The organism is Streptomyces sp. NPDC059582, from assembly GCF_042735715.1.
Taxonomy (GTDB): Bacteria; Actinomycetota; Actinomycetes; order Streptomycetales; family Streptomycetaceae; genus Streptomyces.
Map to the genome: position 1 here is coordinate 37,582 of NZ_JBHWCC010000014.1, position 25,113 is coordinate 62,694.

The following is a 25,113-nucleotide window of genomic DNA, read 5'->3' on the forward strand; positions in this document are numbered from 1 at the left end:
CCGGCTGTGCGACTCAGCCGCGCAGCCGGACCGGGATCTCCTGCCAGCCGAAGGCGATGAACGACGGCACCTGGCGCAGTTCGTCGGCGTCGACGGCGAGCGCCAGGTCGGGGAATCGCTCGAACAGCGCGGGCAGCGCGGTCAGCGCCTCCATCCGGGCCAGCGGCGCGCCGATGCACCGGTGCACGCCGACACCGAACGCCAGATGGTCCTCGGCCCCGCGCGCCGCGTCGAAGCTGCCCGCGTCCGGCCCGTAGTGCCTGGGGTCCAGACCCGCGGCCGCGTACGTCGTGATGATCGCGTCCCCGGCCGGGATCGTCACGTCGCCGACCTTCAGGTCACCGACGGCGAACCGCAGCGGCAGCGAGGCGATCGACGGATGCACCCGCAGCGTCTCCTCGACGACCGCGTCCCAGCCGATCTCGCCCGCCCGCACCGCCGCCAGCTGCGCCGGGTCCTTCAGCAGGGCGACGACCGCGTTGCCGACGAGGTTCACGGTCGTCTCGAAACCCGCTCCGATGACCAGCAGCAGCGTGTACAGCAGCTCCTCGCCGCTGAGCCGGTCGCCGTCCTCGTCGCGCACCCGGATCAGCTCGGTGGTCAGGTCGTCGCCGGGGTGCTCGCTGCGGTGGGCGATGAGCGAGCCCAGCACCGTACCGATCTGCTCCTGTACGAAGGAGGCGTGCTCCGGAGTCGGGTCGGAGGTGTCCATGATGGCCGCGATGAGCCGGCCGGTCGCGTCCTGCAACTCGTCCGGCACACCGAAGAGTTCACAGATGATCCGCATCGGCAGCGGGTGGGCGAGACCCTCCTTGACGTCGACGGGCCCGCCGTCCGCTGCGGCGAGGTCCAGGGCGTCGAGCAGTTCCGCGGTGATCGCCTCGACCCGGGGCCGCAGCGCCTCCGTGCGCCGGTGGGTGAAGCTCGGCGCCACCAGTTTGCGCAGCCGGGTGTGGTCGCCGCCGTACGTGGAGAGCATGTTGACCACGCCGACCCAGCCCAGGATCCAGCCCCACGAGGGGTGTTCGCCGATCTCGGGCCACAGTCGCCAGTGCAGCCGCGGGTCTCTGCTGACCTGGGGGTCGAGGATCAGTTCCTTGAGGGTGTCGTAGCCGGTGGGCGCCCAGGCGGGGATGCCGCCCGGCAGCTCCACCGGCACGATCGCGCCGAGCGCGCGCAGCCGGGCGCTCTCGGCCGCGATATCGGTGCCGAACGGGTCTAGGGCGATGCGATCGGTGACGTTCACGACGGATCTCCTGGCTGGTCGGGGGAGCGGGGGCTGAAGCGCACGGGCAGCGATGTCAGTGAGCGGTGGAAGGGGCCGGGCCGCCAGCTGAGTTGCTCGCGGGGCAGCACCGGCTCGATGTCGGGCAGCCACTGGGTGAGCCGTTCGATCGCCTCGGTCACCAGGAGCAGCGTGTGCTGCCTGACCGGACAGGCGTGCGGCCCCGCACCCCAGGACAGGTGTGAGGCGTCGCCCGGGTGCCGTTCCTGGGGGACCTCCCGCTCGGCGAAGTGCCCGAGCGCCCCGTACGAGACCACCACCGGCACCGCGGCCCTGATCCACGCCCCGTGGAACGACAGCGGCCGGACGGCGTAGTAGATGCCGTAGTTGGCCAGCGGCGTCTCGTGGTGGAGCACCTCCACCACCGCGTCCATGACCGGCCGGGCACCGTTGGTGAGGGTGGAGTAGTAGCGGGGGTTGCCGAGGATCCTGGACAGCGAGTTGGACAGCAGGTTCGAGGTCGGTTCGAAGCCGGCTCCGAGGGTGAGGAACACCTGCCAGGTGACCTCCTCCGGGGTCAGCCCGGCCGGGTGGTCGAGGAGCCGGCTGGGCAGGTCGTCGCCGCGCCGCTCGGCCTTGGCCGCGATGAGCTCCAGCACGTACTGGGCGTACGTGGCCTCGCCCTCGGCGGCCTGGGCGCCGCCCTCCATCATCTTGCCGAGGCCCTCGTTCAGCCGGTCGCCCTGACTGTCCGGCAGCCCGAACAGGTTGTTGAGCACCAGCGCCAGCAGCGGCCGCGCGAAGTCCTCCACCAGGTCGGCCTCACCGCGCGGCCCGAATCGGCTCACCAGCACGTTCACCGCGCGGTGCACCCGGGTGCGCAGGTCGTGCGGTTCGACCTCGTCGAAGACGTCGATGAGCGTGGTGCGGTAGCGGATGTGGGCGGCACCGTCGGAGAACAGCGCGTTGGGCCGCCAGCGCATCATGCCGAGCACCGGCGAGTCGTCGGGGACCGTGTTCTCCCACGGCCGGGGGTCGTGCGAGAAGGCGTCGGTGTCGCGCAGCACCTCCAGCGCGGCCCGCCGGTCCGTGACGACGTACGCCGGTACGCCCGGCGCCAGTTCGCCCCAGCCGACGGGCCCCTGGGCGCGCAGCGCGGCGTAGTAGCGGTCGGGATCCAGGGCGAAGCCCTCCTCCCACAGCCGCACGGGCGCGGAGAGGGAGAAGGTGTGCTGGGCGGGGGGATGGGTGGTCACCGGGTCTCCGGGGGGTCGCGGTCGATGAGGTGCTCGACCAGGGCGAGCAGCGCGTCGATGGAGGAGTTCGCGTCCCGCGCGTCGCACGTCACCATCGGTGTGCCCGGCTCCAGGTCCAGGGCGGCGCGCAGTTGCTCGGGGGTGTGGTGGCGCGGGGCGTCGGGGAACGCGTTGAAGGCGACCGCGTAGGGCAGTCCGGTCTCCTCCACCAGTCCGAGCACGTCGAACGACGCGTCGATGCGGCGGCTGTCGACCAGCACCAGGGCACCCAGCGCGCCGTACGCGATGTCCTTCCACAGCGACCGGAACCGTTCCTGGCCGGGCGTGCCGAACAGGTACAGCACGACGCCGCCCGGCAGGCTGATCCGGCCGAAGTCGATGGCGACGGTGGTGGTCGACTTCTCCCGCACCCCGTCGAGGTCGTCCACCTGCGCGGAGGCCTCGGTGAGGTGTTCCTCGGTGTGCAGCGGCCGGATCTCCGACACCGAGTCGATCAGGGTCGTCTTGCCCACCCCGAAGGGCCCCGCGACCAGGATCTTCACCAGGTCGCGGGCGGTGTCGGGGAGGTGGATGCCGCTAGTGCTTGAGGGTGCGGAGGCCATCGGCCACTCTCTTCAGCAGGTCGGGGTCGAACCGTTCGGCGGTCGGGATCGGCGCACGGGCGAGGACCAGGTGGCGGTCGACGAGACCGGCCGTCAGGACCCGCACCGCGGAGACCGGCAGCCGCAGCAGCGCGGCCGCCTCCACCACCGTCAGCGAACCGCCCTCCAGGGCTTCCAGCAAAGACAGTTGAGCTGCCGTCAGATCGGCGGGCGGAGGCTCTCCGCTTCCGGTGAGCACCGACAGCCGCTCCAGCTGGGGTCGGCTGGGCCGCGCCACACCGCCGGTCGACAGGTACGCGGGAACCAGGGGACGGCCGCCTGGGCGGCCGGTCATGCCGGTGTGCTGCCGTCGGCTCCCCGGGGCGCGGCGGCCATCGCCTTCTCGCCCAGTCGCGCCACCTGCGAGTGGACCCGGTGCCCGAGCAGGTCCAGACGGGCCTCCGGGTCCCCGTACGCGGCCACACAGGTGCCGTGGTCCGTCGGCACGATCAGTACGTAGCCGTGGTCGGACTCGATGACGACCTGCCGTATCTCCGCCCGGTCCCGGTCGGCGAAGGCCGCCGCCGCGGTCCGGCACGCGCCCTGTACGGTGCTGGTGATGGCGGCCACCCGCTCCGCCGACGGCTGGGACAGCGCGTCGGTGTACCCGGTGACGAGTCCGTCCCTCGTCAGCAGGACGGCGGCCACCACGTGCGGTACTTCCAGGATCGGCTCCAGCACCCATGCCGTGTCGCTCGTGTCGCGGCTGGTCATCGAGCCGCTCCCCCTTCGTAGTCGGTCTGTTCGGTGTCGTCGGCCGCGCCTTCGGCGCTGCTTCGTGCGCGGACGGGTTCGGGCTCGGCGTCCGGTGCGTCGGCGGCGTCCGGGCCGGTCGCGGAGCGCGCCGCGGCGGTGCCGGACTGGAGCGCGCCGAGGGCCGCGGCGGACTCCTCGGGGCGGCGCGCGGGCCGGGCCGGTGCGGACGCGGCCGTGCCGGTCACGCGCGGCCGGCGGCGGCGCTGCGGCAGCCCGCCGGTCTCCCGGGTCGTGGGGGAGACGTCGTCCTGAGCCGTGCCGTGGTGCCCGGAGCCGGCCGGCACCGTCTCGTCGTCCTGCTCGGTCCCGTAGCCGTGTGACGGACTGGCGGGAGCCGGTACGGCGGGGGCCGGATCCGGCTGCGCGGTGACGCGGGTCGAGCGCGGGGCGCTGGCCGCCGGCGGCTTCTCGCTGGGGTCGATGCGGCTGAGGAGATGACTGTCGACCCGCAGCACCGCGCGCACGCCGCCGTAGGGCGAGGGCGAGGACACGTCCACACCCAGGTCGAACTGCCGGGTCAGCTGGCCGATCGCGGCCAGTCCCATGCGCGGCGGGTCGCCGAGTTCGGTCAGCAGGATCGGCTCGCGGCCGGCCACCAGCCGCTGGGCGCGGGCACGTTCGTCCTGGGTCATGCCCAGGCCCGCGTCGTCGATCGTGACGCACACGCCGTGATGGACGTGCTCCAGGTTCACCACGATGTCGGTGTCCGGCGCGGAGTGCCGCAGCGCGTTGTCCAGCAGCTCGGCGACGATGATCGCGACCGGCTCCACCGCGTGCGACACCAGCGCGGTGCCCGGTTGGAGGTGGTTGTGCACCTTGACCCGGTGGTATCCGGGGAGCCGGGCCTGGCCGCCAGTCACCGCGTCGATCAGATGGGACTCCTCGCGGGCGAGCCCGACCCAGGCCCCGCACACGACCGCGGCGACCTGCGCGCGGCGCAGCGACTGCTCGTTCTCGTGGTCCAGCTGGAACAGAGTCTGCGCCAACTCGGGCTCGTCGTAACGCTGTTGCAGTGCGCGCAGGGCGTCCTGGAGACGGTACAGGGCAGCCTGGATCTCCCGGGTGGCACCGCGCATGCCGGCCTGTGCGGCGGCGTCGATGCGGACGGCCTGTGCGGCCAGTTCGATGCGCAGGCCGTCCAGCACGCTCTCCAGCGCGGCGCCCAGCGGGGTATCGGCGGTCTGTGTCTGCACCGGGCCGGGGACCGTGACGTGCGCGTGCGCCTGCTGCCGGGCCGCGGCGGGCAGGCGGCGCAGCGCGAGGTGCTCGACCTCGGCGGTGAACACCTTGGCCCGGCCGTCGAGTTGGGTGCGCAGGGCGGCCGTCTCGCGCCGCTGGCGGGTCAGTTGCCGCCGTGACCGCAACAGCACCCCGCCGAGGGCGAGTGCGGACAGCGTGCCGGCGGTCAGACCGCCGGCCACCAGGTCCGGTAGTTCGATCATCGAATCGGTTCCAGGGGGAGTCGGGCAGGGCAGAGTGGCCAAGCCCCTCTGACGGGGCACGCTCGCAGCACAGTACACACTGTCATCGACCGCTCTCGCACGGTCGAGTGCTACTTCGCTCCGAATCTGCCCGGGCTCTGTTCGCATCTGTGCCGACTGTGCTGAATTGCCTTGTGCTGACGATGAGTTGAAGATCGACGGCGCGTCGGAACAACCCGTGGGGAAGGATCGCCGCATGTCCGTCGATCCTTCCCGCGTGGAGCCTCTCGTGGGCGAGCGGGGCCTCGTCGAGCGCGCGGGTCTCGGTGTGCGCGGAGACGGCACCCGGGCGGCCGGCGCCGGCGCCTCGATCGGCGCGCCGCGGCTGCCCCGGTAGGGCGTGGGACGTGTCCCGAGGAGACATGAAGCGGAATGTCCGACGAGGGGATGAGCCGATCAGCGGATACGGCCGAACGGGGGGCGTGCTCACCCGACCCGGTGAGCGCCGGGGCGCGTGCGTACCGGCGGAGCCGGCCCGGCGTTGCTCCGGCATGGACCGAACTTCCCGCGTGCCGTGTCGCACGCCCGGGAGCGACCCGGCTCCCGGCCCCCATGCCGAACCGGCCCACGGCCCCTGGTGCCGTGCCCCGATCTACGCCGGACTCGTCGCGGAGTGGCGGGCCCGGGGCCGGACCGTGCCCGCGCGGTCGCAGGTGCAGTGGGTGTCGTCCTTCGCGGGCCTGGCGGCCGGTCTGCGGGGCGACGGCGAGGATCCGTCCTGACGGCTCAGTCGTCGAGGACCGGCGTCAGCGTGGCCAGAGCGCCGTGCGCCTGACGCAGCGCCCGTTCCAGCGTGCTCGGCCGGTGCAGTGCGCCCGACCCGTCGGGCGGGACCAGCCACTCCAGGTACCGGGCGGGCCGGTACGGCGGTGGCACGGCGACCCAGGAACCCCGGCCCGCGTGCCGCAGACCGGCGCCGATCCATCTGCTGTCCGGTTCGGGCGGCAGGAAGAAACCCACCCGGTGGGCCACGGTGTCGACGAGCGTCGGCCCGGGAACGGGCAGGGCCGGCTGCCAGAGCAGGTCCAGCGTGAGGAGACCGAGCCGGTCCGGCACGCTGAGCACGTCCCAGAACCGGCCCGCCGCCAGCAGCGCGATGCCCTCGCCCTGGTCCCAGGCCCGCTTGCAGGCCCGGGGGTCCAGGGCCGCCGCCGCGAGCCACTCCACGCCGTGTCCCCACTTCGCATCGCTCATGTCCCGCTCCGGGTGCAGCTCGGCCCGTCAGGGCGAAGGAAAGGCCAACGCCGGTCGTGGGGCCGTCTGCGGCCCGCCGACCTGGCATATGCATGCTGGTAGATATTTCTACCTGGCGGAAGGGGTGGCGAGGCCTGGCGTTTTGGGCCCGTTCGCGTCAGTGGTACTTCGTCAGGCGCAGCTCGAGCAGGTCCACGCCGTGATCGTCGCCGATCGGCGTCCGGACGACGGTGTGGATGTGCTGCTGCGTCGGCGTGGCGTTCGGGCCGCCCGTACCGCCGCTGTTCCTGGTGCCGTACGCCGGCGGGGACTGCGCGTCGTACTCGATCAGCACGACCGGGCGGTGCCCGCGGCGGGAGAACGCGGAGCTGTCCTCGGTCTCGCCGATCCGGAAGAAGTACGAGTCGCTCAGGTGGTCGTTCACCTCCTTGAGGCGTACCGCGGCATGCCCCTCGTCCGGACAGCCGACGTACCGGCGCCTCCTCTCATGGTCGTCGTGGCGGCACCACCACCGGCGCAGCGCCTTGTCCATGAACCAGCGGCGGCCGCGCCCGGTTTCGGGGGTGCGTGGCCGATGTCGTGCATGCGTCGCAATCTCCACGGCGGAGCTGACGAGCTGCCGGGCGAAGTCTGCGCGCGGCCGGTGAAGGGCGCACCGGACGCGGAGGAGGAGGCGGACGAGGCGGCCCGTGGCCGTGATCACCGTGCGACCGCTGTGCTGCCACTGTCGGCCCGCCCTTCCCGCCCGTAGACTGACAAGTCGCCGACGTGCGCGCGCTGTTGAGGGGGGAGCCGACATGTCCGGGGACTGGTACGGCACGCATCAGAACGGTTTCGTGGTGCCACCGATGCCGTCGGCACCGCCACCCGCTCCGCCGGACGGCGCGCGGGCTGTCGCGGTGGCCGTGCTCAACCTCAGCGGGCTCGGCCTGGGGTACGCGCTCGTGCGCAAGTGGGTCCTCATGGCGGTGTGCTGGGCCGCGACCGCGGTACTGCTGCTCGTGGCGCTGCCGGCCGACCCGGACGGCGTCCCGGGGACCGCGCTCGTCCTGTACGCCCTGTTCCTCCTCGCGGTGGCGGCACACGGCGCGGTCGTGGGCCTGCGCACCCGGCTCGCCTGGCCACCGCGCGCGCCCCTGGCGCTCGGACTGGGCCTGGTGCTGCTCGCCGTGCCGGCCGGCGGCGTGGTGCTGTACGACGACGCCCGCGACGAGGCCGTCGAGCAGATGCTCCTCGAACGCCTCGACGGGGCCGACCGGTTGGTGACGGCGAGCCGTGGCCAGGCGTTCGACACCGCACGCGCCGACTACCGCAGGGCCCTGACCGTCTACGCGGACCTGCTCGCCGACCACGCCGGTTCGCGGGCGGCGGCCCAGGTGCCCGACCGGATGGGGACCTTCTACCGAACGGTCGGTGCCACCTACGGCAACGGCGAGTACTGCGAGGCGATAGCGCCGCTGACGTATCTGCGCACGGTGCCGAAGAACCTGCCGGAGGCGGACCTCGGCGACCTGGCCGCCTGGCCCGACGACCGGTTGGCCACCTCGCTGTACGAGTGCGCGTCGGACCACCTGACGGGCGGCGACGCCACCTGGACGACCCACTTCGGCGACCTGCTCACCACCTTCCCCTCGTCGGCGCAGGCCGCGAAGGTCGAACCGGCCGTCGCCGCGGCCGTCGGCGCCCAGGAGAAGGCCGTACGTGGCAGCGAACCGTGCGCGGCCGTCGAGCGGCTGGGGACCCTGAGCACCCAGATCGAGGGGCTCCCGGGGGAGAAGGCCGGCATCGTCGACGACCTGGCCAAGGACGCCCAGCGCGCTCAGGGCAGCGCCGACTCGGGCACGTACACCTGTGGCGTCGACCAGTACAAGGACGGCGACTTCGACGCGGCGCAGACCACCATGACCACGTACGCCGCCGCCCACAAGAACGCCGGGAACACCGCGCTGGCCAAGAAGATCGCCATCGCGGCCGAGGTCGCCCAGACCGTGCCGGCCGCAGGCAAGCACCTGCCCACCAACCGCTCAGGCGGCAGCATCTCGGTCACGGTCAAGAACGACAGTCCCGACGAGATCACCGTCCTCTACACGGGCCCGGTCACCGGCAGCTTCACCCTCAAGGCCTGCGGCAGCTGTAGGACATACCCCTTCAGCAGCACCATCACTCCGGGCTTCGACCCGTGCAGCGCCAGCGGCAAGAAGTACCCGCAGCGCACCATCAGCCTGCCGGTCGGCACCACGTACTTCGTGCACAAGCCGAAGAAGGACACCGTCTCCTCGCCCGGTTCGGACACCGCCAAGCTCCAGTCCGGCTACATCTACACCGAGTGCGCCTACACCACCGAGGGCCTGGGGAGCAGCTATTGAGCCGGCGCGGGTGCGCCCCTTTCACCCGTCCGACCGGGACGGCGTCGCGGACGTGTGCGTGCGCACCGCGCACAACGGCGGTGACTCACGGCGCGTCTACGGCGACCGGCAGCTCATGCCGACCCTGTTCGCCGACCCCTACTGCCACCTCGAACCCGAGCTCGCGTTCGTCCTGGACGACGGCAGCGGCGGCGTCGGCGGCTACGTCCTCGGCACGGCCGACACCGAGCGGTTCGCCCGCGACTTCCGTGACCTGTGGATCCCGCGCGTCGCCGACCGCTATCCGCCGCTGTCGGGACCGCCCGGGACACCCACGCAGGAGATGATCGGTCTGCTGCACCGGCCCGAACGCATGGTTCTCGCCGAACTCGAGGCGTATCCGGCGCACTTGCACATCGACCTGCTCCCCGCACGGCAACGCCGCGGCCACGGACGGCAGTTGCTGGACACCTTCCGTACCGCCCTGCACATGCGAGGTGTCCCGGCCGTCCACCTCGGCATGGTCACGGTCAACACCGGGGCACGCGCGTTCTACGACCGGCTCGGCTTCCACGAGATCCCGGTGGCGGACCCGGGAGCGCTGACCTACCTGGGCCTGGCCATCGACCCGCGCTGACGCGGGCGACGCGACCACCGCGATCGACGTGCGCGGGGCGATCGGCGGCCCGGCGCGATCGACGTGAGCCACGGCACTCCGGCGAAGAGGCGGGCGTCATGTCGCCCTGCCCGGCGGCGCGTTACGTTGCCCTGCGACACCTCTGTCCCTCGCAAGCGGCTCGGACGGTCCAGCAGTGCAACCAGATCTCTCTCCGATCGTGGCGGCGACCGCCGAATGGCTGACCCGCGCCTATCCCTCCTGCGGCGGCGCGCTCGCCGCCGCGCTGTGCGAGGTCCAGGCACGGCAGGCCGTGACCGTCGCCGCCTGGTTGCGCTACCCGACGTCGATGGATGCCGCCCTGGTGGGAATCGCGGGTCCCGGCGGCTCCGGCCGGCTCGACCGGATCGTGGGCCTCCCGGACGCCTCCGGGTACGACGACGCGGCCGCCGACGCCGACGCCGACGCGTGGCTCTGGCGCAGTTGGGTGGACGAGGTCGTGGCGAGTTGGGCGGTGTGCCTGCTCGCCGACCCGGAACTGGCCGGCCGCGCGGTGGCCGCGATCGCCGAGGGCCCTGACGAGACCGGCGGGCGCGTCGACTTCCGGCGTCTCCTCGCCCCCGACGAGGACGACCGGCGCGCGGCGGCCCTGCTGCGCCACCCCGACCTCGTCGCCCCGGTGGCCGAGCTGCACCGTGCCCAGCTCCTGGAGCGCCTCGGGACGGGAGGGACGCCGGTCGACTGAGGCGGCCGGCCGCCGGTGACACCGCCCCCCGCCCGCCCCGCCTCAGTAGGCCCGGGGTGCCGTGTCGGGCCAGGCGTCCCGCCGTACGAGATCGAGCACGAGCGCCGCGATGTTCCAGGCGTCGTCCTCCCCCCGGTGGTGCCGCCCCTCCAGCGGCAGCCCGGCCAGCCGCAGCGCCTGGGCCATGCCCGGCTTCCTGCGCAGACCGTAGGCCTCGGTGAACACGGCCTTGGCGTTGGTGTGCGTACGCTCGGCGGGATGGCCGAACGGGTACGCCACCCGGTCCGCCCGGCACTGGCGGGTGAACTGGTTCCGGTCGTAGTCGCCCCAGCTCGCCCAGGGCCGCGCCCCCGCCCCGTGCCGCTCGGCCAGCATCGCGCACGCCTCGGCGAAGCCGACGCCACGGTCGACCTCGTCCTGGGTGAGGCCGGTCAGCTCCGTGCAGAACGCGCTGACCGCGGACCGGACGGGCCGCACCACGACCCGATGCCGCTCCGTCCGCCGCCGGGCCCGCAGGTCCACCACGGTGAGCCCGATCTCGATGACCTCGCTCACCGAGCCGGGCGGCGGCTGCCCGTCCCAGCAGGTCGCCTCTAGGTCGATCACGTTCAGCAGCCCGTCGGCGTGCGTGGTGTCCATGCCGTCACGTTAGGGACGCGCAGCCCCCTCGAGCATCCTGTTTTCCGGTGGGGCGTCAGTACCGCTGGGCTTTCGCGAGCCGGGCGGTGAGCTTCATCTCGGCGGACTGCCTGCTGAAGACGATGGGTTCCTTGCGGGCGCCGGGCGCGAGGTCCTCCGCACCGACGTACTTGGTCTCCACCACCTTGCCGTCCGCGTCCTCGAAGTCGACCTGCACCGCGTACGAGGCCTTCGCGTCGGTCTTGTTGGTGATGCGGACCAGGACGGCCAGCACGCCTCCGGTCTGCGCCTTCGGTACGCCGCTCATGCCGACCTCGGACACCGCGTTGCCACGTCCCTGGACGTTCGCGAGCTGCTTCTTGGCGGCGGCGCTCGCCCGAGCGGTCTCCGCGTCGACCGACGCCTCGAACTCGGAGGCACGGGCGGCGGCGGACGACGCCGCCGCGGACGCGGAAGCCTGCGCGGAGGCGACGGCGGACGCCGCGGAGGACGCCAGCGCGGACGGCGGCGTCCCGGTGAACGAGCCGGTGTCCGGGGCGGACGGGCGGCTCGTCGTGGAACCCGTGTCCGTCCCGCTGTCGCCACCGCACCCGGCGAGCGAGCCGACCGCGACGACGCAGGCGAGGGCGACCACGGCCGGAACGAGTGAACGTGACCTGGGGGCGCTTCCGATGGGGATACGGGTCATCGCGGTGTCCTCGGCGGTGGTGGTGAAAGGGGTCGCACCCATCGTCGGCGGCCCCCGCCGCCGCCGCGACTCGGCCACGGCCATTCGGACCGCTCACTCGGCGGACCGCGCCGTCCGCAGGGCCCGGGCCGTCATGGAGGGGTGGTAGCCCTCGGGGACGCCCTCGACGAGGAGGATGTCGCCGTCCATGTGCCGGGAGCGCAGCGGGATCAGCTCCTGGTAGGCGGGGGAGTCGTACCAGGCCCGCGCGTCTGCGAACGAGGGGAAGCCGATCACGACGAGCGCCTCGGGCCAGCTGCCCTCCGGCACCGCCCGCCGCGGTGCCCCGTGGACCAGGAACCGCCCGCCGAAGGGGTCCAGGGTGTCCTGGATGCGCTCGATGTACACCACCACGTCCTCGTGCACGTCGGCGGTCGGCCGGAGATTGCCGAGGGCGTAGGCGGTCATGGTGTCTCCCTGTCGGTGGTGGTGTCCGGGGCGGAGCCGCCTCGGTGACGTCGACGGCCCCGGATTCCGGGCCGCCCCCGCCCGACCCACACTGCCGGGCCGTGCGGCCGGGGTCGATTACGCGGGAGGTAATCCCGGACCGCCGCCGCCGCCGCCGCCGCCGCCGCCACCGCCGGCGCCGTCGCCGGCGGCGGGCCACCCGTCACTCGCATGGACCAGCCGGGCCCGCGCGGCCACGGGCCCGGCGCCGCAGTGGAGATGCGGTCGTGCGCCGCAACGGGTCAGATGGGGGTCGTGCGAATACCCCTGCGCGCGGCGGTCGGCCGCCTACGTCTGCTCGTCACCGGCATGCTGGTCGGCGCGCTCTCCGTCCTCCAGCCACCCTCCTCGATCGCGTCCTCGACCGACGGCTCACTCGAGCGCGGCCACGCGTACATGGGCGTGGGAGTCGAGGTCCACGACGGGCACGGCGGCCTGCCCGCCGGTCTCAGGTCCACGCAGACCGAGGGCGTGGACGTCGCCAGTTATCAGGGCGACGTCGCCTGGTCGACGCTGGCGGCCGGCGGGGTCGGATGGGCCTACAGCAAGGCCACGGAAGGCACGTACTACAAGAACCCGTACTTCTCGCCGCAGTACCGGGGCGCGTACGACGCCGGTCTGATCCACGGCGCGTACCACTTCGCCACGCCCGACACCACCAGCGGTGCCACCCAGGCCGCCTACTTCGTCGACCGCGGCGGCAGCTGGTCGGGCGACGGCAGGACGCTGCCCGGCGTCCTCGACATCGAGTGGAATCCGTACGGGGACGCCTGCTACGGCAAGTCGAAGACCGAGATGGTGAGTTGGATCCGCGACTTCCTGACGACCTACAAGCAGCTCACGGGCCGGGCGGCCGTGATCTACACGGCGACCAACTGGTGGACCGACTGCACCGGCAACTACAGCGGCTTCGCCGCCGACAACCAGCTGTGGATCGCCCGGTACGCCTCCACTCCAGGCCCGCTCCCGGCGGGCTGGTCCACGCACACGATGTGGCAGTACACGTCGTCCGGGACGACGGTCGGCGACCACGACAGGTTCAACGGGTCCCTGGACAAGGTGCGGGCCCTCGCCACCGGCTGACGCGCGCACCCCGGGACGGTCAGGCCCGTCCCGGGGTGCGCACAGGTCCGTCAGGCTGGAGCCGTCACGGGAACTGTGTGAGCTTCGACGGCACGGTGTCCGTGCCCGACGTCGGCGCGCCGGTGCTGTTGGCCACGTGGGCGTACTGTCCCTTGCCGCCCAGGGAGATCACCAGCACGTCGTGCAGCTTGATGCCGGACTTGACCGGGACCTGGAAGCCGTGTGCCTGGACGATCGTCGGATCGGCCGTGTAGTTGCAGTAGCTGCCCAGCCCCCAGGCCTCGTGCACGTTCACCGTGTCGGCGACCTTGTAGGCCGCGTACCCCACGATGCCGTCGTGGCTGATGGCGGCGGCGTTCGGGGCGTCGTAGGCCTTCTCGTTCTGGAAGAAGATCGTCCGGCCGCGTTCGCCGCTCCACAGCACGTCGTACTTGTTGAAGTGTTCGACGAACAGTCCGGTGGCGAGGACGTCGTCGCCGTTGACCCGCAGTCCGTAGTCGGCCCGGTTGGTGTCCCAGCCGACGCCTTCGCCGTGGTCGGCCCGCCAGATCCAGGTGTGGTCCACGACGACGTCGTCACTGTTGACGACGACGGAGTTGGTGGCCAGGCCGGGGCCCGCGCCGCCGATCCGGACGAACACGTCCTGCATCGTGGTGGGGTTGGCGGAGTGGTCGGCGCTCGACGCGGCCGGTCCGATCTGCAGGAGCGTGTCGGAGTTGGCCGATCCGGCGTCGATCAGGAAGCCGGCCAGCCGGACGCCGTCGACGTCCGCCACGTGCACGGCGTCGACACCGCCGTCGGGCACCAGGGTGGCGAGGCCCAGACCGAGCACCACGGTGTTGGCGCGCGTCACGTCGATCGTCCGGTCGAGGTGGTAGACACCCGGCGTGAACAGCAGGTTGAGGCCCTGGGCGAGCGCGGTGTTGATGGTGGCGGCCGTCGCGCCGGGCTTGACCACGTAGAACTGGCTGAGCGGGAGCGACGTGCCACCGGCGTTGGCCGGCCAGGACACTCCGCGCGCGTTGGTGCGCTTGCCGGGCACGAACACCTTGTACTCACTGCCGTCCAGGTAGAGGAACGGCTTCTCGCGTGAGACCGGGGTGGTGTCCAGGGTGGTGTACGGGCCGGTGTCGAAGTTGGTCGCCGGGGCGCCCTGGACACCGGTGAACGTCATGTTCCACACGCCGTTGGTCCAGCCGCCGACCGAGCTGTCGCGGGTGTACCACTGCTGCTGCGAGTACGGGCCCACGGTGCCGTCGATCCTCGAGTCGGCGATGTAGCCGCCGGAGGCCCAACCGTAGCCGTTCGGGGCGAGGTTGAGGCCGCCCTTGACGTGGATACGGCGGAACGGCGCGGCCTGGGCCACGGCCCAGCGGTCGGTGCCGTTGGACGGTGTGACGGCCAGGTTCTCCGCCGAGCGCCAGAAGTTCTGGGTCGCGTTGCCGTTGAACCAGCCCGCGTCCACGGTGATGTCACCGTTGATCTGGGTGTCGTCGGGGTTCAGCCCGAGTCCCGAGATGGAGGTGTAGAAGCCGAGCTGGGCGTTGATCCCGTTGTAGGTGCCCGGCTTGAGGAGGAACTGGTAGCGCCCGGACCCGAACTGTGCCGACTCCTGCTGGGCGAAGACCTGGTCGAACTTCTGCTGGAGGTTGGGCGTGGAGGGGTCCACGACGATGACGTTCGGACCCAGGTCGCCGCCGCCCTGGACGGGGCCGGTGCCTCCTCCGGAGCCCGTGTGCACGGCGATCCCCCACAACGAGTAGCCGTAGCCGGTCGCGCGGACCGTCCCGTTGACACGGAGGTAGCGGCCCGAGCCGCTGACGTCGTAGGAGACCGAGCCGCCGGTCGCGCCGGTCACGCTCTTGAGGGTGCTCCAGGACTGCCCGTCGGCCGAGGCCTGGATCTGGAACTCCCTGGCGTAGGCGGCCTCCCAGGTCAGGTCGACCTTGCACAGGCTCTGGACCGAGCCGAGGTCGACCTGAACCCACTGCGGGTCCGACGCCGCGCTGGACCAGCGGGTGCCCGGGTCGCCGTCGAAGGCGGCGGAGGCGGGAGTGCCCGCGTTCTCCGTCGAGGAGGCGGCGGCCGGCTTGCCCTTCGCGGCGTCGGCCGCGTCGCAGGAGCCGGGCTGGCTGCCGCCGCCGGTCCCGAAGACCTGGAACTCCCAGAGCGAGTAGCCCCATGCGGTCGCGCGGTGCACGCCGTACATTCGGACGTAGCGGCCCTGGCCGGACACGTCGAGGGTGTCCGTGCCGCCGTCACCGCCGGTGACGGACTTCAGGTCGCTCCAGGCGCTGCCGTCCGCGGAGATCTGGACCTTGTAGTCCTTGCCGTACGCGGCCTCCCAGTTGAGCACGATCTGCGTGACGGACGACGTGGCGCCCAGGTCGACCTGGAGCCACTGCACGTCGCTCGCGGCGGACGACCAGCGTGTCGCGGTGTTGCCGTCCACGGCGTTGGCGGCGGGGGTGCCGGCGTTCTCGTCGGACGACGACGTCACCGTCTTCCCCTGCGACAGCGGCGTCTCGGCGGCGGAGGCCGGCGTGTGGGCGGGAAGGGTGACCAGCGCTGCCGTGGCGGCGAGCGCGACACCCAGGGATCTGAGTCTGAGTCTCATGGGTTGGCTCTCTGCGGGTGTGGTGAAAGGGAACGTGCTGAGAGGAACGTGCTGAGATCGCGGTGCTGTGATGGCGGTGCTGAGACGGCGGTGCTGGGAAGAACGTGCTTACACGGCGCCTTAGTTCAGGATTTGATTTAAGTGATGAGGCAATGCGGGGGCAAGCCCCCGGTACGGAATTTCCCTACAGGGAAGCCCACTTGGGCGAGTCGGGACGCGAGGCTCACCCGGCGATCGGCGTGTGGAGCCCACGCGAGGGCGGATGTGCCCCGTGGTGGTGAACCGGCCGTGGCCCGGGTCGCTCCCGGATCCGGGCGGGACGTCAGGCGGCGCGAAGCGTGCGCTTGGCCAGTTCGTAGGCCGGCAGCATCTGCTGGTGTTCCTCGGTGTCCAGGCCGCCGAGGTGCAGGACGACCGGCCCGTCGGACGTGACGACGGCCAGCGCGTGTTCCTTCTTCGACTCGTCCAGGACCTTGTTGGTGTAGGTGTACTCCACCTCGGCACCGGCGAGGCCGTCCGCGTCGAACGTGCGGTACTTCTGGCCGCTCACCTGGCCCTCGGCCGTAACGAACGCCTCCAGCACACCTCGGGCGTCGGCGTCGCCCGCGGCGCCGGTCCAGACGCGCAGGAAGCCGATGTGCCCGGCGGGCTTGGCGTCGATCTCGCAGACGGTGGTGACGGGCCCCTGGTGGAGGAGCGCTTCGAGGGCGTCGTCGGTGGCCGAGCCGCCCGAGCCGTCCGCGTCGGACTCGACGGCCTCCGCCTTCCAGTTCCGGGCGATGTCGAAGGTGACGGGCAGCTCGCAGGCCGAGCCGTCCGCGCCGACGGTGCCGCCGCGCTCGGCGGTCGCGGTCACCGACGGGCGCGCCGACGCCTTGGCGTCCTGCTCACCGTCCTCGCCCTGGCCGCACGCCGTCAACGCGCCCACCAGCACCAGCGCCTGCGCCAGTCCGCGCCACGCCGTCCCCGCCCCGATCCGCATTCCCGTGTCTCCCCTCGATCCGGACGAGCCAGCGTATCCGAGGGCGAGGTCGGCTCCTACGGGTGGCCCGGCGGCTCGCCCGCCGTCCGGAGCCAGGTGGTCAGCGCCCACCACCAGTGCAGCGCGTGCACCGGGCCGGAACCCCCGGCGGACGGGAGGTCGGCGAGGGAACCGCCGGTGATCTGCTGGAGCCGGCCGAGCCGGTAGCGGATGGTGTTCGGGTGGGTGAACAGGGCCGCCGCGGTCTGGTCGAGACGGCGCCCGCAGTCCAGGAACATCAGGGCGGTCAAGGCCAGTTGCCGGTGGAATCCGTCCGTGGGGTCGAGCGCGCCGAGGAGCCGGCGGCTGAGGTGGGCGCCGAGGAGCGGCTGCTCGGCGAGCGCGAGCTCGGCGGCGAAGTCGGTGAGGTCGTACAGTCCGTGCCGTCCCTGACTCCTGCCGAGGTCCAAGGCCCGCACGCACAGCCGGTACAGCGCGTGCAGCCCGGCCGGGGGAGCGGCGGGCGCGACCACGACCAGGCTTCCCGGCGCGATCTCCTCGGCTCTCGGCGGGCGGGGGCTCAGGCCGGCGAGGTGTCCTTCCAGCCGTGCGGTGGTCGCGCGGGGGAACCGGAGCGCGTCCGGGTGGCCCGGGTCGGCGACGAGGCAGTGCAACAGGCCCTCGGCGTCGGGGCGCAGCCCGGCCCGTGCCAGCTCCTCGGCGGCCGGGACGAGTCCGCCCACCAGCAGTTGCCGCAGCAGCCTCACGCGCGTCCCGTCGGCGCCGCCCGGTGCCGTGCCCTCGGCGGCGCGGTACCCGTGTACGACATGCCGTTCCAGCGCGTCCCCGTACTCCTTCATCCGCAGCACCACCGACAGCAGCGCGCCGTCGGGGACGCCCACCGAACGGCAGCGGTCCATGGTGATCTCCACCGCGCGGGTCAGCGCGGCCTGCACCCCCCGCAGGACGGCGGTGACCGGTACCCCCTGGACGGCGCGGTCCGCGCCCAGCAGCAGCGCGGCGGTGAAGTCCTGTTCCTCGATGGCCTCGACCCGGTCGAGCGCGGTGAACCAGGAACCGGCCGCCCCGATCATCGCGGTGACGTGCGAGCGGGTCTCCGCCTCGGCGAGCCGGGCCAGCTCCGGCGAGCGGGTCCGGGCCGCGCGGACGAGCTCGCCGCACACGTCCGAGTCGGCGGCCATGGCCCGCAATATCGAGGCGACCGTTTCGGGTCCGTGGACGACGGTCATGTGCCCCTCTCCGTCCGTGCGCTGTCTCCGGGATACAACGAAGCGGTGGTCACGTTGACGCCCGGCCACTACCGCAGTGATGTGACGAGCTGGTTTCCTGTGGGCTACCGACGGTAACAGCGCGGTTCGCGCAGGAACAGCCTTCGCAGTCCCTTGAACTCGCGTCAACTCCGGTGAACTCCCTTGTCCATGCGACCCGTTGTGCCCGCTCGTGTCTCCCGCCCGTCCCACCCCGGAAGGCAGTCCATGGAGCACCCCGCACCCCCCACCGGGATCACCCGCCGCCACGCTCTGACCGTGACGGGCGGGGCACTCGCCGGGGCGGCCCTCGTCCAGACGGTCGCGGCCTTCCCCGCCTTCGCCGCGGAGTCCCAGGAGGCGGACGCGATCGTCGTCGGCCACGGGCTCGCCGGACTCGTCGCGACCGCCGAACTCGTCGCCGCCGGACGCAAGGTGCTGCTGCTCGACCAGGAGCCCGAGGCGAGCCTGGGCGGCCAGGCCTTCTGGTCCTTCGGCGGACTGTTCTTCGTCAACTCCGACGAACAGCGCCTGATGGGCGTCAAGGACACCTACGACCTGGCCTGGCAGGACTGGCAGGGCGCGGCCGGCTTCGACCGCGGCGTCGACGATCCCACCGGCCAGGACCACTGGGCCTACAAATGGGCCAAGGCGTACGTGGAGTTCGCGTCCGGCGAGAAGCGGTCGTGGCTGTCCGGGCTCGGCGTGCAGTGGTTCCCGATCGTCGGCTGGGCGGAGCGCGGCGGCGGGCTCGCGACCGGGCACGGCAACTCCGTGCCCCGCTTCCACGTCACCTGGGGCACCGGGCCGGCCGTGGTCGAGCCGTTCGAGAAGAAGGTGCGGGCCGCGGCCGCCGCGGGGAAGGTCGGCTTCAAGTTCCGGCACCGCGTGGACGAGATCGTCACCACGGGCGGCATCGTCACCGGCGTCCGCGGCGCGGTCCTCGAACCCAGCGGCGCCGCCCGCGGCAAGCCCAGCTCGCGCACGGTCGTGGGCGACTTCGAGCTGCGCGCCCCGGTGGTCGTCGTCACCTCCGGCGGCATCGGCGCCAACCAGGATCTCGTCCGGCGGAACTGGCCCGCCCGGATGGGCACCCCGCCGAAGTTCATGGTCACGGGTGTCCCCGCGCACGTGGACGGCCGGATGCTCGCCATCACCGAGCGGGCGGGCGGCCGTATCGTGAACCCGGACCGCATGTGGCACTACACCGAGGGCCTCAGGAACTACGCCCCGATCTGGCCCAACCACGGCATCCGCATCCTGCCCGGCCCGTCCTCGATGTGGTTCGACGCGAAGGGCCGCCGGTTCGACGCCCCGGACCTGCCGGGCTACGACACGCTGCACACCCTGAAGACGATCACCGACTCCGGCCACGACTACTCCTGGTTCGTCACCACCCAGAAGATCATCGCCAAGGAGTTCGCGCTCTCCGGTTCCGAACAGAATCCGGACCTCACCAACAAGAACGTCTGGCAGCTGCTGTCCCGCATCTGGCAGACCCCGGAGCCGATCGAGAAGTTCAAGAACAACGGGGCCGACTTCGTCGTCGCCTCGACGCTGACCGAGCTCGTCGCCGGCATGAACAAGCTGACCGGGGACGGACTCATCGACCTGGCCGACCTCAAACGGCAGATCGAGGCGCGCGACCGGGAGATCGACAACCCGTACACCAAGGACGTCCAGGTGATGGGGATCCGCAACGCGCTCGACTACCCGGGCGACTCGCTCAGCCGCACGGCCGCGGTGCACCGCATCCTGGACAGCGGTGCCGGTCCGCTGATCGCCGTGCGTCTGAACGTGCTCACCCGCAAGACCCTGGGCGGCCTCCAGACCGACCTCTCCGGCCGCGTTCTCGACCAGACCGGGACCCCCGTCCCCGGTCTGTACGCGGCCGGAGAGGTGGCCGGCTTCGGGGGCGGCGGAGTGCACGGCTACCGATCCCTGGAGGGCACCTTCCTGGGCGGCTGCCTGTTCTCCGGCCGTCAGGCGGGACGCGCGGCGGCGGCAGCCACCGCGACCTGAGCCGTCCCGCCTCAGCGCGCTTGTCCGCCGAACGCCTTCAAGAGGTGTTCGGCGGCGAGCGTCGCTGTCAACTCCCCGTTCCTGACCTGCTGTTCCAGCTCGGGCGCCAGCTCGCGCACGGCCGGATCGGCGTGCAGGCGGCCGAGCAGTTCGTCGCGGACCATCGACCAGGTCCAGTCGACCTGCTGCTCCCGCCGCTTGGCGGTGAGCCGGCCGGTGGAGTCCAGCAGCGTGCGGTGCTGTTCGAGCCGCTCCCAGACGGTGTCCAGGCCGGTCGACTCCCGCGCGCTGCAACTGAGCACCGGGGGCGACCAGGCCGCGTCCTTGCCGTGCATGAGCCGCAGCGCACCCGCCAACTCCCGTGCGGCCGCCTGGGCGTCGCGGATGTGCGGGCCGTCCGCCTTGTTCACGGCGATCACGTCGGCCAGTTCCAGCACGCCCTTCTTGATGCCCTGGAGCTGGTCGCCGGTGCGGGCCAGGGTGAGCAGCAGGAAGGAGTCGACCATGTTCGCGACGGCCGTCTCGGACTGGCCGACGCCGACCGTCTCGACGAGGACGACGTCGTAGCCCGCGGCCTCCATGACCACGATCGACTCACGTGTGGCCTTGGCGACCCCGCCGAGGGTGCCCGCGGTGGGGGAGGGCCGTACGAAGGCCGCCGGGTCGACGGCCAGGCGCTCCATACGGGTCTTGTCGCCCAGGATCGACCCGCCCGTACGGCTCGAGGACGGGTCGACGGCGAGCACCGCGACCCGGTGCCCGAGCGAGGTCAGCATGGTGCCGAACGCGTCGATGAACGTGGACTTGCCCACGCCCGGCACCCCGCTGATCCCGATCCGCCGGGCCCGGCCGCTGTGCGGCAGCAGCGCGGTCAGCAACTCCTGCGCCAGGGCCCGGTGCTGGGGCCGGGTGGACTCGACGAGCGTGATGGCGCGCGCCACGATCGCACGCTTCCCGTCGAGGACACCCTTCACATACGTGTCGAGGTCGATCGCCATGGGCTCAGCGGCCGTGTCCCAGATCGGCCGACAACCGTTCCACCAGGTCGTACGCCGCGTCCGGGATCACCGTCCCGGGCGGGAACACGGCAGCCGCGCCCATCTCCAGCAGCGTCGGCACGTCCTGCGGCGGAATCACCCCACCGACCACGATCATGATGTCCTCGCGCCCCTCCTCGGCCAGTTGCTCCCGGAGCGCCGGAACGAGGGTGAGGTGACCCGCGGCCAGCGACGACACCCCGACGATGTGCACGTCCGCCTCCACGGCCTGACGGGCCACCTCGGCCGGGGTCTGGAACAGCGGGCCGACGTCCACGTCGAAGCCGAGGTCGGCGAAGGCGGTGGCGATCACCTTCTGGCCGCGGTCGTGGCCGTCCTGGCCCATCTTGGCGACCAGGATGCGCGGCCGGCGCCCCTCGGCCTCCTCGAAGGAGTCCACCAGCGCCCGGGTGCGGTCGACGGACGGGGACTCGCCTGCTTCGTTGCGGTACACACCGGAGATCGTACGGATCTGGCTCGCGTGCCGCCCGTACACCTTCTCCAGGGCGTCGGAGATCTCGCCGACGGTGGCCTTCGCGCGCGCCGCGCGCACCGCCAGCTCCAGCAGGTTGCCCTCGCCCCCCGCGGCCCGGGTGAGCGCGTCCAGCGCGTCCCGGCACTCGGTCTCGTCCCGCTCCGCCCGCAGCCGCCGCAGCTTCTCGATCTGCTGGGTGCGTACGGACGAGTTGTCGACCTTGAGCACGTCGATCTGCTCGTCCGTCTCGACGCGGTACTTGTTGACGCCGATGACGGGCTGGCGGCCCGAGTCGATCCGGGCCTGGGTGCGGGCTGCGGCCTCCTCCACCCGCAGTTTGGGGATGCCGGCGTCGATGGCCTGCGCCATGCCGCCCGCCTCCTCGACCTCCTGGATGTGCTGCCAGGCCCGGCGGGCGAGGTCGTACGTCAGCTTCTCGACGTAGGCACTGCCGCCCCACGGGTCGATGACCCGGGTGGTGCCGGACTCCTGCTGGATCAGCAGCTGCGTGTTGCGGGCGATGCGCGCCGAGAAGTCGGTGGGCAGCGCGAGCGCCTCGTCGAGGGCGTTGGTGTGCAGCGACTGCGTGTGCCCCTGGGTCGCCGCCATCGCCTCGACGCACGTGCGCGTCACGTTGTTGAACACGTCCTGCGCGGTGAGCGACCAGCCCGAGGTCTGCGAATGGGTGCGCAGGGAGAGCGACTTGGCGTTCTGCGGGTCGAACTGTCCGACCAGCTTCGCCCACAGCAGCCGGGCCGCCCGCAGCTTGGCGATCTCCATGAAGAAGTTCATGCCGATCGCCCAGAAGAAGGACAGCCGCGGCGCGAACGCGTCCACGTCCAGTCCGGCCTCCCGGCCGGCCCGGATGTACTCCACGCCGTCCGCGAGGGTGTAGGCGAGCTCCAGGTCGGCCGTCGCGCCGGCCTCCTGGATGTGGTAGCCGGAGATCGAGATGGAGTTGTAGCGCGGCATCCGCTGCGAGGTGAAGGCGAAGATGTCGGAGATGATCCGCATCGACGGCTTCGGCGGATAGATGTAGGTGTTGCGGACCATGAACTCTTTGAGGATGTCGTTCTGGATGGTCCCCGCCAGCTTCTCCGGCGGCACCCCCTGCTCCTCCGCCGCCACGATGTACAGCGCGAGCACCGGCAGCACGGCGCCGTTCATCGTCATCGACACGGACATCCGGTCCAGCGGGATGCCGTCGAACAGCTGACGCATGTCGTAGATCGAGTCGATGGCCACGCCCGCCATGCCGACGTCGCCGGTCACCCGCGGGTGGTCGCTGTCGTAGCCGCGGTGCGTGGGCAGGTCGAAGGCGACGGACAGGCCCTTCTGACCGGCCGCCAGGTTGCGCCGGTAGAACGCGTTGGACTCCTCGGCGGTGGAGAAGCCCGCGTACTGGCGGATGGTCCAGGGCTGGTTGACGTACATCGTCGGGTACGGCCCACGCAGATACGGCGCCATGCCCGGGTACGTCTCCAGGAAGTCCAGGCCCTCCAGGTCACGCCCGGTGTACAGCGGCTTGACCGCGATGCCCTCCGGGGTCTCCCAGAGGAGGTCGTCCCCGCCGGCGGCCGTCTTGAGCGCGTCACGCCACTCGTCGGCCCCGCCGTCGACAGTCGGGCTGCCCAGTTCGATCCCGGAGAAGTCGGGGATTCCCATCAGGACACTCCCATGCGGTCGAGGGTCGCGGACAGCACGGCCACGGCGTCGCAGCCCGCGAAGACGTACGAGTCGACACCGGGGTACTGCCCGGGACGACCGGCGAGGAACACCTGCGAGGCGCCCGCCGACCTGAGTTCCTCGGCCACGGCGGCCGCCCGCTCCTCGTAGAGCGCGTCGCTGGAGCACAGGCAGGCCTCGGTGGCGCCGCTGTCCGCGAAGGTCCCCTCGGTGACGGGCTCGATGCCACCCGCCTGGAAGAGGTTGGCGGCGAACGTCGTGCGCGCGGTGTGGGCGGAGGCGGGCCCGATCGAGGAGAGGAAGACCCGCGGCCGGGACCCGGTGGCGGCGAGATGGGCGTCGGAGCGGGCGCGCAGCCGCTCGTACGCCTCGTCGCGCCGGACCCGCGGCAGCCCGCCGGACGGCGGCTCGGGCGCGGCCGGGCGTTCGAGTGGACGCTCGGCGAGGTGCGGGAACTCGCTGACGCCGGTGATGGGTTCGCGGCGCTTGGCGAGCCGGGCGCCACGCGCCTCCCAGGTGGCGGCGAGCCGCTCGCCGAGACGGCCCGAGCGCAGGGCGGCCGCCTGGCCGCCGGCCCCCTCGACCCACTGGAAGAACTCCCAACCCGCACGGGCGAGTTCGTCCGTCAGCCGTTCCACGTACCAGGAGCCGCCCGCGGGGTCGATGACCCGCGCCAGGTGCGACTCCTCCATCAGGATGGTCGACGTGTTGCGGGCGGCGCGCCGCGCGAACGCGTCGGGCAGCCCGATCGAGCGGTCGAAGGGCAGCACGGTGACGGAGTCGGAACCGCCGACCCCGGCGGCCAGGGTGGCGACCGTGGTGCGCAGCATGTTCACCCACGGGTCGCGGCGCGACATCATCACCGGCGACGACACGGCGTGCTGCACCTGCGCGCCCGCCTGCGGCGCCCCGCACACCTCGGCGACCCGCGCCCACAGCCGGCGCGCGGCGCGCAGCTTGGCGACCGTCAGGAACTGGTCGGCGGTGGCCGCGTAGCGGAACTCCAGCTGTGCGCAGGCCTGCTCGACGCTCAGCCCGGCCTCGGCCAGCTCACGCAGGTAGGCGACGCCGGTCGCCAGGGAGCAGCCCAGTTCCTGCGCGGCCGAGCCGCCGGCCTCGTGGTACGGCAGCGCGTCCACGGTCAGAGCCCGCAGCCCCGGGTACTCCTCGGCGCACAGTCGCGCGAGTCCGGCCGCGGCGGTGAAGCCGAGGTCCTCACCCGTGCGGGCCTCGTGACCGAGCGGGTCGGCCCCCAGGTTGCCGCGCGCCGCGTCCTTGGCGACGCCGCGCTCGTCGTACAGGCGCAGCAGCTCGCGGGCGGCGGGTTCGGTCGACCGTCCCGCGTCCAGGGCGACCGGGGCCAGGTCGAGGAAGACACCGTCGAGCAGGGCGCCCAGCGACTCCACGGGGACGCCGCCGTCACCGACGACGAGCCACAGCGAGGTGACGCCGTTCTCCAGGTCGGTGAGGACCGCGGCGTTGTCCGCCGTCGTGTGCTGCTGGCGTACGTCCCAGCCGCCGGTCGTGTTCCCTTCGGCTCGGCCCCCGCGCACGAACGGCGCGAACCCGGGCAGGCCGGGGTCCGGCACGGCGTCGCGCGCGGTGTAGAGGGGCCGGGTACGCAACCCGTCCTCGAGGGCGGTGGACAGGGCGTCTTCGGCTGCGTCGCCCGAGACCTCCTTGCCCGACTTTCGCAGCACACCCGCCACCAGGCGTTGCCACTGCTCATGTGTCGTGTCAGGGAACTCGGCGGCCAGCGAGAGCCCGTCGTCAGGCAGGACCGTCATGCTCGGATGCTAGGCCAGATCGACAAAGGTGCAGCAGAGGGCGCGGCTGTGACCTTGCCCTCGATCGGAATGTGACCTGGCTCTCGCGTGCGAGAGAGGTGGGGG

General features: G+C 72.2%; 24 protein-coding genes. 7 read left to right on the top strand and 17 right to left on the bottom strand.

The window, feature by feature from the left end:
- Positions 1-13: 13 nt before the first annotated feature.
- Genes ACFV0T_RS14935 through ACFV0T_RS14960 form a run of 6 tightly spaced genes read right to left on the bottom strand, consistent with a single transcriptional unit; the run spans position 14 to position 5,320 of the window.
- Complete coding sequence (locus ACFV0T_RS14935) at positions 14-1,246, bottom strand: cytochrome P450 (RefSeq protein WP_385778422.1); 1,233 nt, start codon at positions 1,244-1,246, stop codon at positions 14-16.
- The gene (locus ACFV0T_RS14940) at positions 1,243-2,481 is read right to left on the bottom strand and encodes a cytochrome P450 (protein WP_385778424.1); all 1,239 of its coding nucleotides are present in this window, start codon (positions 2,479-2,481) and stop codon (positions 1,243-1,245) included. The genes ACFV0T_RS14935 and ACFV0T_RS14940 overlap by 4 nt, the downstream gene beginning before the upstream one ends.
- Positions 2,478-3,083, bottom strand: coding sequence for an ATP/GTP-binding protein (locus tag ACFV0T_RS14945; protein WP_385778426.1), 606 nt, complete (start codon positions 3,081-3,083; stop codon positions 2,478-2,480). Before ACFV0T_RS14945 ends, ACFV0T_RS14940 begins: the two co-directional genes overlap by 4 nt.
- Positions 3,058-3,417 (bottom strand): DUF742 domain-containing protein, encoded by a 360-nt coding sequence (locus tag ACFV0T_RS14950; protein WP_385778428.1) that lies wholly within the window; start codon positions 3,415-3,417, stop codon positions 3,058-3,060. The genes ACFV0T_RS14945 and ACFV0T_RS14950 overlap by 26 nt, the downstream gene beginning before the upstream one ends.
- Positions 3,414-3,836, bottom strand: coding sequence for a roadblock/LC7 domain-containing protein (locus tag ACFV0T_RS14955; RefSeq protein WP_385778430.1), 423 nt, complete (start codon positions 3,834-3,836; stop codon positions 3,414-3,416). The genes ACFV0T_RS14950 and ACFV0T_RS14955 overlap by 4 nt, the downstream gene beginning before the upstream one ends.
- Positions 3,833-5,320, bottom strand: a complete 1,488-nt coding sequence (locus ACFV0T_RS14960; protein ID WP_385778432.1) for an ATP-binding protein — start codon at positions 5,318-5,320, stop codon at positions 3,833-3,835. The genes ACFV0T_RS14955 and ACFV0T_RS14960 overlap by 4 nt, the downstream gene beginning before the upstream one ends.
- Before the next feature lie 235 nt (positions 5,321-5,555).
- On the opposite strand from ACFV0T_RS14960, the gene ACFV0T_RS14965 reads away from it, so the two are divergent.
- Positions 5,556-5,696, top strand: a complete 141-nt coding sequence (locus ACFV0T_RS14965; RefSeq protein WP_385778434.1) for a hypothetical protein — start codon at positions 5,556-5,558, stop codon at positions 5,694-5,696.
- A gap of 172 nt (positions 5,697-5,868) precedes the next feature.
- On the top strand, positions 5,869-6,081 hold the full coding sequence (locus ACFV0T_RS14970) for a hypothetical protein (RefSeq protein WP_385778436.1): 213 nt from the start codon (positions 5,869-5,871) through the stop codon (positions 6,079-6,081).
- Between the two features lie 4 nt (positions 6,082-6,085).
- Here the strand turns inward: ACFV0T_RS14970 and ACFV0T_RS14975 are convergent, their stop codons facing one another.
- Both ACFV0T_RS14975 and ACFV0T_RS14980 read right to left on the bottom strand, forming a co-directional pair.
- Positions 6,086-6,553 carry a hypothetical protein gene (locus ACFV0T_RS14975; RefSeq protein ID WP_385778438.1) on the bottom strand — a complete coding sequence of 156 codons (468 nt, stop codon included), beginning with the start codon at positions 6,551-6,553 and terminating at the stop codon, positions 6,086-6,088.
- A 157-nt stretch (positions 6,554-6,710) separates the two neighbouring features.
- Positions 6,711-7,352, bottom strand: a complete 642-nt coding sequence (locus ACFV0T_RS14980; RefSeq protein WP_385778582.1) for a DUF3500 domain-containing protein — start codon at positions 7,350-7,352, stop codon at positions 6,711-6,713.
- On the opposite strand from ACFV0T_RS14980, the gene ACFV0T_RS14985 reads away from it, so the two are divergent.
- The 3 genes from ACFV0T_RS14985 (at position 7,351) to ACFV0T_RS14995 (ending at position 10,259) form a co-directional block, all read left to right on the top strand.
- On the top strand, positions 7,351-8,919 hold the full coding sequence (locus tag ACFV0T_RS14985) for a hypothetical protein (RefSeq protein WP_385778440.1): 1,569 nt from the start codon (positions 7,351-7,353) through the stop codon (positions 8,917-8,919). The two genes, ACFV0T_RS14980 and ACFV0T_RS14985, sit on opposite strands and share 2 nt — an antisense overlap.
- A 10-nt stretch (positions 8,920-8,929) precedes the next feature.
- Positions 8,930-9,535, top strand: a complete 606-nt coding sequence (locus tag ACFV0T_RS14990) for a GNAT family N-acetyltransferase (RefSeq protein ID WP_385778442.1) — start codon at positions 8,930-8,932, stop codon at positions 9,533-9,535.
- Positions 9,536-9,710: 175 nt separating this feature from the next.
- Positions 9,711-10,259 (top strand): hypothetical protein, encoded by a 549-nt coding sequence (locus tag ACFV0T_RS14995; RefSeq protein ID WP_385778444.1) that lies wholly within the window; start codon positions 9,711-9,713, stop codon positions 10,257-10,259.
- 42 nt (positions 10,260-10,301) lie between these two features.
- Here ACFV0T_RS14995 and ACFV0T_RS15000 read toward each other — a convergent pair whose 3' ends face one another.
- From ACFV0T_RS15000 to ACFV0T_RS15010, 3 genes are read right to left on the bottom strand one after another with little or no spacing between them, the layout of a single operon-like run.
- Positions 10,302-10,898 (bottom strand): exonuclease domain-containing protein, encoded by a 597-nt coding sequence (locus ACFV0T_RS15000; RefSeq protein ID WP_385778446.1) that lies wholly within the window; start codon positions 10,896-10,898, stop codon positions 10,302-10,304.
- Between the two features lie 55 nt (positions 10,899-10,953).
- The gene (locus tag ACFV0T_RS15005) at positions 10,954-11,628 is read right to left on the bottom strand and encodes a hypothetical protein (RefSeq protein ID WP_385778448.1); all 675 of its coding nucleotides are present in this window, start codon (positions 11,626-11,628) and stop codon (positions 10,954-10,956) included.
- A gap of 51 nt (positions 11,629-11,679) precedes the next feature.
- Positions 11,680-12,033: a DUF1330 domain-containing protein gene (locus ACFV0T_RS15010; protein WP_385778450.1), complete on the bottom strand. Its 354-nt coding sequence runs from the start codon at positions 12,031-12,033 to the stop codon at positions 11,680-11,682.
- Positions 12,034-12,318: 285 nt separating this feature from the next.
- Between ACFV0T_RS15010 and ACFV0T_RS15015 the strand changes: the two genes are divergently transcribed.
- On the top strand, positions 12,319-13,155 hold the full coding sequence (locus tag ACFV0T_RS15015; protein ID WP_385778452.1) for a lysozyme: 837 nt from the start codon (positions 12,319-12,321) through the stop codon (positions 13,153-13,155).
- A gap of 64 nt (positions 13,156-13,219) precedes the next feature.
- Here the strand turns inward: ACFV0T_RS15015 and ACFV0T_RS15020 are convergent, their stop codons facing one another.
- The 3 genes from ACFV0T_RS15020 to ACFV0T_RS15030 all read right to left on the bottom strand — a co-directional run bounded on the left by ACFV0T_RS15020 (position 13,220) and on the right by ACFV0T_RS15030 (position 17,983).
- Positions 13,220-15,772, bottom strand: a complete 2,553-nt coding sequence (locus ACFV0T_RS15020) for a discoidin domain-containing protein (RefSeq protein ID WP_385778454.1) — start codon at positions 15,770-15,772, stop codon at positions 13,220-13,222.
- 322 nt (positions 15,773-16,094) lie between these two features.
- A complete protein-coding gene (locus ACFV0T_RS15025) occupies positions 16,095-16,754 on the bottom strand; it encodes a lipoprotein (protein ID WP_385778456.1) in 660 nt (219 codons plus the stop codon).
- A gap of 56 nt (positions 16,755-16,810) precedes the next feature.
- Positions 16,811-17,983: a PucR family transcriptional regulator gene (locus tag ACFV0T_RS15030; protein ID WP_385778458.1), complete on the bottom strand. Its 1,173-nt coding sequence runs from the start codon at positions 17,981-17,983 to the stop codon at positions 16,811-16,813.
- 246 nt (positions 17,984-18,229) lie between these two features.
- On the opposite strand from ACFV0T_RS15030, the gene ACFV0T_RS15035 reads away from it, so the two are divergent.
- Positions 18,230-20,023 carry an FAD-binding dehydrogenase gene (locus tag ACFV0T_RS15035; protein WP_385778460.1) on the top strand — a complete coding sequence of 598 codons (1,794 nt, stop codon included), beginning with the start codon at positions 18,230-18,232 and terminating at the stop codon, positions 20,021-20,023.
- An 11-nt stretch (positions 20,024-20,034) separates the two neighbouring features.
- Here ACFV0T_RS15035 and meaB read toward each other — a convergent pair whose 3' ends face one another.
- Genes meaB through ACFV0T_RS15050 form a run of 3 tightly spaced genes read right to left on the bottom strand, consistent with a single transcriptional unit; the run spans position 20,035 to position 25,008 of the window.
- A complete protein-coding gene (gene meaB, locus ACFV0T_RS15040) occupies positions 20,035-21,021 on the bottom strand; it encodes a methylmalonyl Co-A mutase-associated GTPase MeaB (RefSeq protein WP_385778462.1) in 987 nt (328 codons plus the stop codon).
- A 4-nt stretch (positions 21,022-21,025) separates the two neighbouring features.
- Positions 21,026-23,200, bottom strand: a complete 2,175-nt coding sequence (gene scpA / locus ACFV0T_RS15045; RefSeq protein ID WP_385778464.1) for a methylmalonyl-CoA mutase — start codon at positions 23,198-23,200, stop codon at positions 21,026-21,028.
- The gene (locus tag ACFV0T_RS15050) at positions 23,200-25,008 is read right to left on the bottom strand and encodes a methylmalonyl-CoA mutase family protein (protein ID WP_385778466.1); all 1,809 of its coding nucleotides are present in this window, start codon (positions 25,006-25,008) and stop codon (positions 23,200-23,202) included. Before ACFV0T_RS15050 ends, scpA begins: the two co-directional genes overlap by 1 nt.
- Positions 25,009-25,113: the final 105 nt, after the last annotated feature.